Origin of the sequence: Rhizobium herbae (assembly GCF_017873135.1) — a bacterium.
In the GTDB taxonomy this organism is placed as follows: Bacteria; Pseudomonadota; Alphaproteobacteria; order Rhizobiales; family Rhizobiaceae; genus Pararhizobium; species Pararhizobium herbae.
Genome location: NZ_JAGGJV010000005.1, coordinates 258,955 through 272,366, shown reverse-complemented (window position 1 = coordinate 272,366; position 13,412 = coordinate 258,955). Strand labels below are relative to the sequence as shown.

Here is a 13,412-nt window from a genome sequence, read left to right as displayed (position 1 = left end):
CACTGGTTTGCGACAATCGATTCTCAGACCGCTTCGCGCAGCTGCTCCGCCGTCTGCAGGTCTACCGAAACCAGCTGGCTGACCCCTTGCTCCGCCATCGTGACGCCGAACAGGCGGTTCATGCGGGCCATGGTGATCGGATTGTGGGTGATGATGACGAAGCGGGTCTCGGTGGAGGCGGCCATCTCATCCATCAGGTTGCAGTAGCGCTCGACATTGTGGTCGTCGAGCGGCGCATCGACTTCGTCGAGAACGCAGATCGGCGCCGGATTGGTGAGGAAGACGGCGAAGATCAGCGCCATCGCCGTCAGCGCCTGCTCGCCGCCTGACAAGAGCGTCATCGTCTGCGGCTTCTTGCCGGGCGGACGGGCGAGGATTTCGAGGCCGGCGTCGAGCGGATCCTCGCTCTCGATAAGCTGCAACTCCGCCGTGCCACCGCCGAACAGATGGGTGAAGAGCCGCTGGAACTGCGCGTTGACCACATCGAAGGCCGCCAGCAGCCGCTCGCGGCCTTCGCGATTGAGGCTCTGGATCGCAGTCCGCAGCTTGCGGATCGCGTCGATGACGTCCTCGCGCTCCTTGAGCATGGCATCGAGCTTGTCGGACAGTTCCTTCTGCTCTTCCTCAGCCCGCAGGTTGACCGCACCCAGCCGTTCGCGCTCGATCTTCAGACGCTCCAGTTCCCGTTCGATCTGGCGGATGTCGGGCAGATCGCCATCGACGGCGAGATCGGTGAGCCGCATCACCTCATGCGGGGCGCAGTTCAGCGCTTCGCGGATGCGGGCTTCGACCTCGACCCGCTTTTCCCGGGCGGAGACAAGCCGCTCCTCGGCGCGGCCGCGTTTTTCGCGCGTCTCGGCCAGTTCCGACAGCGCCGTGACGGCGATGCGGTCGGCATCGCGCTGTCGCGTTTCGGCTACAGCCAGAATATCCGCCGCCTGCCGCCTCGCCTCTTCAGCCTTCGACAGCTCGCTCATGAGTGCCCGGCGCTTCTCGTCGAATTCGTCGGGCGCTTCGAGCAGTTCCTCGGCTTCCTCGCGCGCTTCGCTTTCGCGCTCGCGCAGGGTTTCGATATGCTCCTGGGCACTCGCTGCCCGCGCGTTCCAGGTCTGACGCTCGGCAGCGATCGAGCGGATACGACGCTCGCGGGCTTCGTTTTCGCGGGCGAGACCATCGTTGATGGCGCGGGCTTCGGCCACCAGCGCCCGGTCCGTGGCAACGGCGGTCATTTGGCTGTTCAGCTTCTGCTCCAGCTGGCCAAGGTCCGGTGCATCCTCCAGCGCCTCGCGGGCGCCTTCCATCTGCTCGCCGATCTCCTCGACCTGCAAAGAAAGCTGGCTGCTGGTTTCGGCCAGCACGGCGCGGCGGCGGACGAGATCGCCGGAGGCGCGCTCGGCAGCGGCCAGAGCATCGCGGGCCTCGGCCAGCTTGCGCACGACCATGCGCTGGGATTCGCGCGACAGGCGCAGGCGCTCGTCCTCGGCGCGGATGCGCGCGGCCGCAGTGGCAAGCTCGGCTTCGCGCGCGGTCAGCTCATCACGCGCCTCAGTGAGTTCGCCTTCGAGTTCGGCAAGACGGTTCTTCTGTTCAAGTCGCAGCGCAGCCGCACTCGGCGCATCGGCGCCCGTGACATGGCCATCCCAGCGCCAGACCGCACCCTCGCGCGTCACCAGCCGCTGGCCGGTTTTCAACAGCGGCAACAACCGTTCCGCCGTGGCGTCATTCTCGACAATGCCGATCTGCAAAAGGCCGCGATCGAGCGCTTTGGGCGCACGCACATGTTTCGTCAGCGGCACCGCGCCATCGGGTAGCTGCGGATCACCGGAGGCATCGCCGGGCGCACGCCAATGGGCGGGCGCACCCGGATCGAGCGGTGATTCCAGATCTTCGCCGAGTGCTGCACCTAGCGCCGTCTCGAAACCGCGATCGACCTTCATGTCGTCGACCACCGGCGGGGCAGCCCCCTGCACCGCCGACGCATCCAGCATACGCCGGATCGTGCGGGCTTCTGTCTCTATGCCGTTCAGCCGGGCGCGGGCCGCCTCGACCGACGGACGCGCCGCGACTTCGGCGAGGCGAGCCGCGTTCAGCGCCTCCTCGATATCGGCGACGGCGTTTTCCGCATTTTCGAGCGCAACCTCGACCGCCTCGACTTCCTCGCGCTTTTCCTGCGGATCGGGCAGCGTTGCAATCTGCCGGTCGAGTTCGTCGAGGTCGCGGTTCTGGTCGGATAATTGCCGGGCAAGCCGTGCCTGCCGCTCGGTAAGATCGCGGATGGTCTTTTCGAGCTGGTTGCGCGATGCCTGCGCCTCGGCGCGTTCGGCCGTCAACAGCCCGAGCTGGCGCTCGCTCGCAGCCAACCTGTCGCTGACATCGGCAAGCTTTTCACGCGCTTCTTCAGCCCGGTCACCCGCTTCAGCCAGCAGCTCGGCAAGCTCGCTTTCCTCCTCATCCAGACGGGCCAGAATACCGGCATTGTCGGCGACCAGACGCTCTTCGCGAACGATGTCCTCGGCCAGCTGCGACAGGCGGCGCTGCAATTCGTCACGGCGGCGCAGGATACGGCCGGCGTCTTCTTCCAGCTGCGACTTGGCGATCTGCAACCGCTGCAATGCCGCCGCCGCGCGGGCCTCGCCTTCGCGCAGTTCCGGCAGTTTCAGGCTGGCAATGCCCTGTGCCTTCGCCGCTTCCATCTGTGCCTGGGCCTTTTCGGCCACCAGGGACGTTGCCTGGTTCAACTGGCTGTCTGCTTCGCCCTCGGCCTCCTTGGCCTGCACCCAGCGGATATGCAGAAGCATCGCCTCATGGCGACGGATATCGGCCGACAGCATCTTGAAGCGGTTGGCCTGGCGCGACTGGCGCTTCAGGCTTTCGATCTGGCTTTCGAGCTGGGAGGTAACGTCCTCCAGCCGCTCGAGATTGGTCTCGGCCCCCTTCAGCCGCAGCTCTGCCTCGTGACGGCGCGAATGCAGCCCGGAAATGCCGGCGGCCTCTTCGAGCAGCTGACGCCGGGCCTGCGGCTTGGCCGCGATCAGTTCGCCGATCCGCCCCTGGCCGACCATCGACGGCGACCGCGCGCCGGTCGAGGCATCGGCAAACAGCAGCTGCACATCCTTGGCGCGGGCTTCCTTGCCGTTGATGCGGTAGACCGAGCCGTTCTCCCGCTCGATCCGCCGCGTCACCTGGATTTCATCGCTGTCGTTGAAAGCCGCGGGAGCCGTGCGGTCGGAATTGTCGAGATAGAGCCCGACTTCGGCCGTGTTACGGGCCGGGCGATTGCCGGAACCGGAAAAGATCACGTCGTCCATGCCGGACGCGCGCATGTTCTTGTAGGAATTCTCCCCCATCACCCAGCGCAGCGCTTCGACCAGATTGGACTTGCCGCAGCCGTTCGGCCCGACGACGCCGGTCAGCCCGCGCTCGATGACGAATTCGGAGGGCTCGACGAAGGACTTGAAGCCGAGAAGGCGGAGTTTGGTGAATTTCATGCGGCATGCCCCCTCTTCTCCCCAACGGGGAGAAGGTGGCCCGAAGGGCCGGATGAGGGGGTGGTTCCACGCCCGGGGTTCCCCCTCATCGCCTCGCGATGCTCGGCACTTCTCCCCGCCGGGGAGAAGAAAGACAAAAAAACGGGCGCACAAAGGCGCCCGTCGATCGTTTGCTGGAAACGCGAGGGATCAGAGCATCGTGTCGATAAGGGCCGACATGGTGTCAACCGACATTTCTCCGGAATACTGCTTGCCATTGATGAAGAAGGTCGGGGTGGCCTTGACGCCGAAATCCTTCTCGCCCTTCTGCATCGTTGCCTGCACATCATCCAGAAGTTTCTGGTTCGTCAAGCAGGCCTCGAAGCTCTCCTGTGTAAAACCGGCGAGTTTCGACATCTGCAGCAGCGCATCGCGGCCGTTCGGCGCGGCAGCCCAGGTTTCCTGCTGCTTGAACAGCATGGACACCATCGGGAAATACTGGCCTTCCGGGGCGCAGCGCGCCAGCATGAAGGCAGCAGCCGCGCGCGGATCGAACGGGAATTCGCGCACGACGAAACGAACCTGGCCGCTATCGACATATTTCGTCTTGATCGCATCGAAGGTCTGGTTGTGGAAGCGGGCGCAATGCGGGCAGGTCATCGACATGTATTCGACGATCGTCACCTTGGCATCGGCCTTGCCGAGCGCCATTTCCGGCAGCGGACCCGGCTCCATCAACTTGGCGACATCCACTTCGCCTTCCGACTGCGGAATTTCAATCTTGGTTGCGGGCGCGGCTGCCTGCGCCATCTGCGTCTGGTTGGCCTCGGCAGTTGCCGGCGTGGCAGTGGACGACATGGTCGAGGAGGTCATCGTACCGTCAACCGGCTTTACCTCGGTCTTCGTGGCAGCCATCATCGAATTGTCGGCCGGCTTCATTGCCGTGGCGGATGACATCATCGAGCCGCCGTCCGCAGGCTTGATCTCGGTCTTGGTGGCCGTGTCGGTGGTTTCCGTCGCAGGAGCCGTTGCGGCCGCATCCTTCTTCTCGTCGCTGCAGGCGGCAAGCGTGACGGCGATGGCAGCCACGGCCACGCCGCTCAACAGACGCTTGAAGGGGCTCATTTCAGAAAGGGACATGGTTTCACCTGTGTAAGGGGATGAACGAAAACGGTCGAAAATTCGATAACTTGCCTTGTCCGGGGCCACAAGGGGCTGTCGCTCACCAAAGTTCAAACAATTGTGACCGGCTGATGTTCCCGCTCACTTTTTACGAGCCGACAGCACGGCCGTGCCAAGCCGCGTCAGCGCCGCCTTCAGCGCATCGCTCTCGATGCCATCGACCATCGTCTCCAGATGCCGCGCCCGTTCGCCGGTCAAGGGCTTGGGCTTGCGGTAGGGCTTGGGCGGCGGCGAGACCGGCTTCTGGACGATGCGCATCTGGTTGATCGCCGGAAAACCGAAGAAGCCGTTGATCCGCTGGATCAGTTCGCCCTGCGCATGGGTGAGGAACAGGGCGCGCGCGCCTTCGCAGGCAATTGTCAGCACCCCGGGCTGGTAGCCGCCCTCGCCCGCCATTTCCGAGGCGCGGCGCGGCCAGGCGATCTTTTCCGGCCGGGTGCAATCGGCGAAATCCTCGCCGGCGATCTCGTCCCAGGAGCCGAGCAGCAACGTGTTGATACCGGCGCGCTTGGCCAGCACCGGATCGATCAGGCCGTTGGCGATCTCGCTGATCTGCAGGCCGCCCTTGCGGGTATAAGGTTGTTTCAACACAAGGCTTCCGGTTTCCGATTTCGCCTTGAAGGATGGCGAACACTTGTCCAAGTATAGGGTCCAATCAACCGTCCGGCAAATGATGCAGCAGACAATGAAATCGGCCGATGCGGCCATACGCCTTCTTTCCTGGTACGACCGGCATCATCGCGATCTGCCCTGGCGCGTCTCGCCGCCGATGGCGCGGGATGGCGTGGTCGCCGACCCCTATCACATATGGCTTTCGGAAGTGATGCTTCAACAGACCACCGTGCAGGCGGTGAAGCCCTATTTCCAAAAATTCCTCCAGCTCTGGCCAAGGGTCATGGACCTGGCTGCGGCCGACACCGAAGAGGTGATGAAGGCCTGGGCGGGGCTCGGCTACTACGCCCGGGCGCGCAACCTGAAGAAATGCGCCGAGGCCGTCGCCCGTGATCATGGCGGTGTGTTTCCGGATACGGAGGAAGGGTTGAAGGCGCTGCCGGGCATCGGCGACTACACTGCAGCAGCCGTGTCCGCCATCGCGTTCAACCGGCAGAGTGCGGTGCTCGACGGCAATGTCGAGCGGGTGATCTCACGGCTGCACGCGATCGAAACGCCGCTGCCTGCGGCAAAACTACAGATGCGAGCCCTCGTCGCGGAAATGACGCCGACCGGCCGGCCGGGCGATTTTGCGCAAGGGATGATGGATCTCGGCGCGACGATCTGCACGCCGAAGCGGCCGGCCTGCGCACTCTGTCCCCTGAACGACGACTGTCTGGCGCTGAAGACGGCGGATCCGGAAACCTTTCCGCGCAAGGCAGCCAAAAAGGAAAAGCCGCTGCGGGTCGGGGCCGCCTTCGTGGCCAGCGGCGCCGACGGCGCGGTCTATCTGCAGAAACGTGGCGAGACCGGCCTGCTCGGCGGCATGACGGAGGTACCGGGCACGCCATGGACGTCGCGCATCGACGGCGACAACACGATCGCGGCGCAGCCTTTTGCCGCACCGTGGGAACCCTGCGGAACAATCACGCATATTTTCACGCATTTTGAATTGCGCTTGTCGATCTATCGGGCCAATGTCGCCACCCAGAACAAAACAGGAAACGGCTGGTGGGAGCCGCTCGCCTCGCTCGAGGCTCAGGCGTTGCCGACCGTCATGAAAAAAGCAATCGCCCAGGCTATACCGCATGCCTTCAAAAGCCGGCGCGGACCACTGGACGAACTGAGGAACACCTGAATGAGCATCGAGATCCGCCACATCGTCTTCGACATCGGCAGGGTGCTGATCCATTACGATCCGCATATCCCCTTCTCCCGGATCATTCCCGACGACGCGGAGCGCAAGTGGTTCTTCGCCAATGTCTGCACACATGACTGGAACATCGAGCAGGACCGCGGCCGCAGCTGGCGGGAGGCGGAAGACCTTTTGATCGCGGAACACCCAACGCATGCGGAGAGCATCCGCGCCTTCCGCAAATACTGGCACGAGATGGTGCCGCATGCCTATGTCGAATGCGTCTCGATCATGGAAAGCCTGATCGCCAAGGGCTACGACGTGACCATGCTGACCAATTTCGCCTCCGACACCTACAAGGAAGCGCAGAAGCTGTTTCCGTTTCTCACTCTTCCGCGCGGCGTCACGGTCTCCGGCGATACCCGGCTGATCAAGCCGGACGTGGCGATCTACCAGACCCACGCAAAATCCTTCGACCTCGATCCGGCGGCAACGCTGTTCATCGACGACAGCATGGTCAATGTCGAGGGCGCGCGGGCCGCCGGCTGGCATGCCGTGCATTTCACCGATCCGCAGACGCTCCAGGCCGATCTTCTGTCCTACGGGCTGGCGGTATGACGACGGATACAGGAATGACCATGCCCCTTGACCCCGTCGCCCTTGCCACACGTTATCACGCCGCCATCAGCGATCTCGATTTCGCCGTGATCGAAAATTTCTTCACCGAAGACGCGACCTATTCCTCCGGCGGGATTGGCGGCCTGAAAGGGCGTGCCGACATCATGGCGGCGTTCCGGCGCTATTTTAGCGAGTATCCCGATCAGGTCGCCGAAGACAGCCTGGTCGAACCCATATCCGCCGTGGCGGCACGCTCCGTCTGGCATCTGACCGCCACCAGCACGCTTACCGGCGCACGTCTCCAGCGACAGGGCGAGGAAATCATCACGTTCGACAGCGAAGGCCGGATCGTCAGTGTCGATGTCACTGATTTGTGACATCAAATCCCCTTTTTGAAATCACCAAATCGCCGCAATTGGTTCAGGTATCATTCACCTTATGGGCGGCATGATCGGCCTCGAAATATAGAATCGCAACTCACCGAAAGGCCGCGTTTCCATGGCAAAAATCATCAACGGCACCAGCAGCAACAACTACATCGTCCAGAGCGACTACAGCACCGGTCCGGTAGATGTTTATGCCGGTGGCGGCAACGATACCGTCTACCTGAACGTCACCAGCAAATATGGCGGCTTGAACTATGTCGACGCCGGTACCGGCAATGACAAGGTCGTCAATTATTTCGAAGGCGGCAACGACATCAATCTCGGCGACGGCAACGACTTGTACATCGCCGACATCAGCGCCGGCGATGCCAGTGACTATGACGTCGTTTCGGGCGGCAACGGCAATGACCGCTTCGAAGTCGATACCGAGCGCAGCGACTATTATGGCGATGCGGGCACCGATGTCTTCCTGTCGGTTGGTGTCGACAACTATTTCAACGGCGGCAGCGGTATCGACACGATCAGCTACGAGCTGCAGGACGACTATGCCTCGCAGCGCGGCAAGGGCGTCACCATCGATCTGGGCGCCAAGCGTGCTTCGACGACGACGGGCCACCGCGAAGACCTGATCAGCATCGAGAATGCGACCGGCACGAACTATGGCCATGACGATATCACCGGCAGCACCGGCAGCAACGTGCTGAAGGGGCTTGGCGGCAACGACATCCTCGAAGGCCTCGGCGGCGCGGACGATCTCTATGGCGGTGCCGGCAACGACGATCTTCTGGGCGGCTCGGGCGACGACTTTCTGTCCGGCGGCTCCGGCTTCGACCTCCTCAATGGCGGCACCGGCGCCGATATCTTCGACTTCAATACCATCAGCGAATCGGCCGTCGGCAGCAAGCGTGATGTCATCGAGGACTTCCACCGTTCGGAATTCGATGTCATCGATCTCTCGACGATCGACGCCAACGAGCTGATCAGCGGCAATCAGAAGTTCACCTTCATCAGCGGCCAGTCGTTCCACGGCAAGGCGGGCGAATTGCGATTTGCATCGAACGGGGTCCTTGCCGGCGACACGGACGGCGACGGCTATTCCGACTTTCACATCAAGGTGGACGGCGTTACCAAGATGTATGCCGACGACTTCATTCTGTAAGCCGAACATCCATCAACAAAATGCAGAGCTCCGCCCGTTCATCGGGCGGGGCTTTTTTATTTCGCGTATCGGCGGAAGCAGAAACGCCCAGGACCATTCCGGATCCTGGGCGTTTAAGTCTTCCTCCGGGACTGAAGGTACTAAACCGGACGAAAACTATTTCTGAACCGGGTGATCCTGCGACCGCGCGGTCAAGCAATTTACGGGTTGCCCCGCGCGCCTCGTATGGTTGATCACACGGTCGTCCTGCTTGTGAGCAGATTACAAGCAGGATGGTTAAATTGTTCTAAAAGCCGGATCATGGCTTGCTGATTCCATCCTCGAATTCGCTCGATTTTTTTAAGCCGCATGGGCGGCTGCCGGGTCCAAGGACCAACTCGCCTTGTTGAAAACACGTCAAAATTTATGAAACTTATGTTGTCGCACGCCGTTCCCATACGCAAGCAAGAAAGGCAGTGCATATGAACGGAAACACGGAAGCCTCGAAAAAATTCGCGAACCAGCAACATGCACGGGACCTGAATTCGGAAAGTCCATCCCGTTGGGTTATCCATTGCATCTGTTGCGAGAATCCGGTCGAGCCCTGGCAGACCATCGGCTATCAGCACGGCTATTGCGCCGAGTGTTTCGGCGTGCTGATGGCCCCGACGGGAGAATCCTAGCCCGGGCGGTTTGTCGACCCAATCCCGTTTCCAGCCACCAAAACGAACGCCGCGCATCCGTTGCGGATTGCGCGGCGTTGATTGATGTCTCGACCGGAGGTTCGGATCAGTTGATCCTGGCCATGTCGCTGCGAATGACGGCACGCAGGTCGTCGATCGGCTTGAGCGATGTGCCGTCGTCATAATGCCAGAAGGTCCAGCCGTTGCAGGCATCGAGCCCCTGCACCTTGGCGCCGAGGCGATGGATCGAGCCGGCGTCGCCACCGCTGGCAACCGTTCCGTCGGCACGCACGATGGCGCTGTAGCGGCGTCTCGCATCGGTCAGAACCGTACCGGGCTTGATCATGCCGCTTTCGATCAGCGTATTGAAAGCGACGCGCGGCTCGGCCTTCTTGCCGGTCATGACCGACAGGGTCGCCTTGCCGAGCGGTTCGACAGCGGCGATCCGTTCGGATGCTGCATCGATATAGACCTGCTCGCGTTCGATACCGACAAAGTTGCGGCCGAGACGCTTGGCAACGGCACCGGTCGTACCGGAGCCGAAGAACGGATCGAGCACCACGTCGCCGGGCTTGGTCGATGCCATCAGGATACGCGCCAAAAGGGCTTCCGGCTTCTGCGTCGGATGCGCCTTCTTGCCGTCGTCGCCCTTCAGCCGCTCGCCGCCCGAGCAGATCGGAAACAGCCAGTCGGAGCGCATCTGCACGTCGTCGTTGGAGGCCTTCAGCGCATCGTAGTTGAAGGTATAGCCCTTGCCCTTGGCGCTGGGGCTTGCCCAGATCAGCGTCTCATGAGCGTTCTGGAACCGGCGGCCCTTGAAGTTGGGCATCGGGTTGGTCTTGCGCCAGATGATGTCGTTGAGGATCCAGAAGTTGAGGTCCTGCAAGGTCGCACCGACGCGGAAGATATTGTGGTAGGAGCCGATGACCCAGAGCGTGCCGGTGGGCTTCAGGACGCGGCGGCAGGCAAGCAGCCAGGCGCGGGTGAAGGCGTCGTAGGCCTCGAAGGAGACGAACTGGTCCCATTCGTCATCGACCGCATCGACCAGCGACTGGTCGGGCCGGTGCAGCGAACCGCCGAGCTGGAGGTTGTACGGTGGGTCGGCGAAGACCACATCGACGGAATTGTCGGGAAGCGCTTCAAGCGCTGCGACGCAATCGCCCTTGATGATGGAATTCAGCCAGCCGGCAGGGCTGGCGGCGCGGGAGATTTCGGCCGTTGAAACAACTGATGACATGGACAACTCGCACCTACGCTTACTCGGAACTGATTTCAGCCCTTATGGTTACCGAACTTGGTTACCAAATGCTGAAGGCGCAGACGAAATTTGTGAAATGATACAGGAGGATGCAGCAACAGCTTCTCGGCTTGATGCTCCCGCCATCGACGATGGAAGCACTTTTCCGGGCATTTACTGGATGCGCTCCCTTGCCTCATGAAAGGCCCGGCTATCCTCCGGCGCCTCGTCCCGCTCCGTCATGCCATAGTCGCGGATGACGCCGGCGATACGCAGGCGGTAGTCGGCGAAAGTGCCGTTGCGCCCGGCATGCTGGGCGGCCCGATGCTCCGGGCCGTTGCGCCATGTGGCGACCGCCGCCTCGTCGCGCCAGAAAGACAGGGACAAGATTTTTCCCGGCATTTTCAGGCTTTCGAACCGCTCGATCGACAGGAAGCCATCGATCCTGTCCAGCTTGGTGTGAAGTTGGGCTGCGAGATCGAGATAGGTGCTGCGCCGGCCATAGACCGGCGTGACCTCGAAGATGACGGCGATCATGACGCGATCCCGCCTGTGTGCAGGGCCTGGGCATGCGGAGCGGAAAGGTTCTTGAGGAAAATCCGGTCTTCCTTGAAGATGAACCGCTCCTTCCTGGCGAAGGCGTAGTTTTCGATACCCAGCGGATCGGCGGCAAGCTTTGCGCGGTAGATCTCGTAGGCCGCCATGTTCTCGACATTGTAGGCGGCATAAGCCGTGGTGGCCGAGCCTTCGTGCGGGCCGAAATAGCCGATCAGGTCGGCGCCGTTGCGCGGGATCACTTGTCCCCAGTTGCGGGCATAGGTTGCGAATTCCTCGCGCTTGAACGGGTCGATCTCGTAGCGGATGAAGCAGGTGATCATCTTGGTCTCCTTCGTTTCGATGATCCTTTCTGCCATCTTGATTGCGCTCGATGCTTCGGTTAGCATCGAAGTATGAAAGAAGGACCGGACATAGCCCAGATCGGATCGCTGATCGGCGATCCCGCCCGCGCCAACATGCTGACCGCGCTCACCGGCGGCAAGGCGTTGACGGCGACGGAGCTTGCCGGGACAGCGGGGATCACCTTGCAGACCGCCAGTTCGCATTTGTCGAAACTGGAGGTCGGTGGCCTGATTACGCAGCGCAAGCAGGGCCGCCACCGCTATTTCACGCTCGCCGATGACGATGTCGGCCTCATAATCGAAGGGCTGATGGGTTTTGCCGCCTATCGCGGTTTCACCCGCCACCGCACCGGCCCGAAGGATCCGGCACTGCGCAAGGCACGCGTCTGCTACAATCACCTGGCCGGTGACTACGGCGTGCGCTTGCTCGACAGCCTCGTGGCCGAGGAAGCGATCGCCGGCGTCGGCGACAAGCTGGCGCTGACGCAATTCGGCACGAGCAAGATGACGGCGCTCGGCATCGATCTTCCAGCACTTGCCAAATTGCGCAGACCGGTCTGCCGCACCTGCCTCGACTGGAGCGAACGCCGTTCGCATCTCTCCGGCTCGCTCGGTCAAGCGCTACTGACCCTGTTTCTCGACAAGGGCTGGGCCAAGCGTGAGCCGGACAGCCGCGCCATACGTTTCACCGGCACCGGCGAGAAGGAATTCTTGAAACTCTTTCCCCTGCCCGCACAGTCCCCCATCGAACGCCGCCACGAGCACGCCGTCGAAGCCTGAACCAGCAGCCAATGACATCCCCAACCAGTTTCCGCGAACGTATCGCTCTCTATGCCTGTCTGACCTCGCTGACCTCCATCAGCATCGATGCGCTATTGCCGGGATTGCGTCAGATCGGCGCTGATGTCGGCACCGCGCCACCACTCTCGACCCAGCACGTCATATCGCTTTTCATCCTTGGCATGGCGTTCGGAGAGTTGCTGCTCGGGCCGCTGTCCGACGCGATGGGACGAAAGAAGGCGCTTGCTCTCGGCCTTTGTGTCTATGCGCTCGGAACGGTGATCGCCATGGCGGCTGGTTCACTGGAAATGGTGATTCTCGGCCGGTTTGTTCAGGGGATCGGCGTCTCCGGGCCGAAGATCGCCACGCGGGCGATGATCCGCGACCAGTTCGAGGGCGATGCGATGGCGCGGGTGATGTCGTTTATGTTCACGCTCTTCATTCTCGTGCCGATGCTGGCGCCGACCCTGGCGCAAGGCATCATCGCCGTCGGAGGCTGGCGCAGCGTCTTCGGGGTCTATCTCGCGGTGGCGGGGCTTCTCGGCTTCTGGCTGGTGATGCGGCAACCGGAAACATTGCCGGCAGACAAGCGGATTCCGTTTCGCCCAAAGCTCCTGTTGTTGAACGGGCGGCGCATCCTGTCGAACCGGCGCGTGACGTTGCTGATCGTTGCGACCGGTCTGGTCTTCGGTGCGCAGCTGCTCTACCTCAGCACGGCGGCTGACCTGTTCTTCGATGCCTACGGGATCGCAGCAACTTTCCCGTTGTATTTTGCGGCTCTGGCCACGGCGATCGGACTTGCCTCGTTCCTCAACGCCAAGCTCGTGCAGCGCTCTGGGTCGGACGCCATGGCCCGCTACGGCTTTGTCGGCTTGGCGGCGGCGGGCCTGTTGATGCTGGCGGCATCCGGATTTTGGGCTGGACGACCACCCCTGCCGGTCCTGATGGTGCTTGCCTTTTCGGCGTTCTTTGCGATCGGCGTGCTGTTCGGCAACCTGAACGCCATGGCCATGCGCTCGCTTGGGCAGGTTGCGGGTCTGGGCGCGTCGTTGATCGCCTCCGGATCGAGCCTGATCGCGACCCTGTTCGCCATCGCAATGGGCGCGTTTTATGACGGTACGACGTTCACCCTGTCGGCCGGATTCTTTGTCGCGGGCCTCAGTGCGCTCGCTCTGGCCGAGCTTGCAGCGCGGGGCGATGCCGCACCGGTGGAGGCCATGCGATAGAGAAAGCCGG

The 13,412-nt window shown here is 62.3% G+C and carries 12 protein-coding genes; 6 read left to right on the top strand and 6 right to left on the bottom strand.

The window, feature by feature from the left end; translation table 11 throughout:
• Window positions 1-23: 23 nt before the first annotated feature.
• The 3 genes from J2Z75_RS15385 to J2Z75_RS15375 form a co-directional block, all read right to left on the bottom strand.
• Window positions 24-3,488: a chromosome segregation SMC family protein gene (locus J2Z75_RS15385; RefSeq protein WP_209853641.1), complete on the bottom strand. Its 3,465-nt coding sequence runs from the start codon at window positions 3,486-3,488 to the stop codon at window positions 24-26.
• A gap of 189 nt (window positions 3,489-3,677) precedes the next feature.
• Entirely contained in the window at window positions 3,678-4,607 is a 930-nt protein-coding gene (locus J2Z75_RS15380) for a DsbA family protein (RefSeq protein ID WP_407692769.1), read from the bottom strand.
• A 123-nt stretch (window positions 4,608-4,730) separates the two neighbouring features.
• A complete protein-coding gene (locus J2Z75_RS15375; protein WP_209853640.1) occupies window positions 4,731-5,237 on the bottom strand; it encodes a DUF721 domain-containing protein in 507 nt (168 codons plus the stop codon).
• Between the two features lie 85 nt (window positions 5,238-5,322).
• Here J2Z75_RS15375 and mutY point away from each other — a divergent pair, with 85 nt between their 5' ends.
• The 4 genes from mutY to J2Z75_RS15355 all read left to right on the top strand — a co-directional run bounded on the left by mutY (window position 5,323) and on the right by J2Z75_RS15355 (window position 8,598).
• Window positions 5,323-6,438, top strand: a complete 1,116-nt coding sequence (gene mutY, locus J2Z75_RS15370) for an A/G-specific adenine glycosylase (protein ID WP_407692772.1) — start codon at window positions 5,323-5,325, stop codon at window positions 6,436-6,438.
• Window positions 6,439-7,053 carry an HAD family hydrolase gene (locus tag J2Z75_RS15365; protein WP_209853638.1) on the top strand — a complete coding sequence of 205 codons (615 nt, stop codon included), beginning with the start codon at window positions 6,439-6,441 and terminating at the stop codon, window positions 7,051-7,053.
• A 20-nt stretch (window positions 7,054-7,073) separates the two neighbouring features.
• Window positions 7,074-7,430, top strand: coding sequence for a nuclear transport factor 2 family protein (locus J2Z75_RS15360; RefSeq protein ID WP_209853879.1), 357 nt, complete (start codon window positions 7,074-7,076; stop codon window positions 7,428-7,430).
• 121 nt (window positions 7,431-7,551) lie between these two features.
• On the top strand, window positions 7,552-8,598 hold the full coding sequence (locus J2Z75_RS15355; protein ID WP_209853637.1) for a calcium-binding protein: 1,047 nt from the start codon (window positions 7,552-7,554) through the stop codon (window positions 8,596-8,598).
• 768 nt (window positions 8,599-9,366) lie between these two features.
• Here the strand turns inward: J2Z75_RS15355 and J2Z75_RS15350 are convergent.
• The 3 genes from J2Z75_RS15350 to J2Z75_RS15340 all read right to left on the bottom strand — a co-directional run bounded on the left by J2Z75_RS15350 (window position 9,367) and on the right by J2Z75_RS15340 (window position 11,375).
• Window positions 9,367-10,497 (bottom strand): site-specific DNA-methyltransferase, encoded by a 1,131-nt coding sequence (locus J2Z75_RS15350; RefSeq protein ID WP_209853636.1) that lies wholly within the window; start codon window positions 10,495-10,497, stop codon window positions 9,367-9,369.
• A gap of 174 nt (window positions 10,498-10,671) precedes the next feature.
• Window positions 10,672-11,034: an antibiotic biosynthesis monooxygenase family protein gene (locus J2Z75_RS15345; RefSeq protein ID WP_209853635.1), complete on the bottom strand. Its 363-nt coding sequence runs from the start codon at window positions 11,032-11,034 to the stop codon at window positions 10,672-10,674.
• Window positions 11,031-11,375: an NIPSNAP family protein gene (locus tag J2Z75_RS15340; protein WP_209853878.1), complete on the bottom strand. Its 345-nt coding sequence runs from the start codon at window positions 11,373-11,375 to the stop codon at window positions 11,031-11,033. The genes J2Z75_RS15345 and J2Z75_RS15340 overlap by 4 nt, the downstream gene beginning before the upstream one ends.
• A 72-nt stretch (window positions 11,376-11,447) precedes the next feature.
• Between J2Z75_RS15340 and J2Z75_RS15335 the strand changes: the two genes are divergently transcribed.
• A complete protein-coding gene (locus J2Z75_RS15335; protein ID WP_209853634.1) occupies window positions 11,448-12,176 on the top strand; it encodes an ArsR/SmtB family transcription factor in 729 nt (242 codons plus the stop codon).
• A gap of 11 nt (window positions 12,177-12,187) precedes the next feature.
• Complete coding sequence (locus J2Z75_RS15330; RefSeq protein WP_209853633.1) at window positions 12,188-13,402, top strand: multidrug effflux MFS transporter; 1,215 nt, start codon at window positions 12,188-12,190, stop codon at window positions 13,400-13,402.
• Window positions 13,403-13,412: the final 10 nt, after the last annotated feature.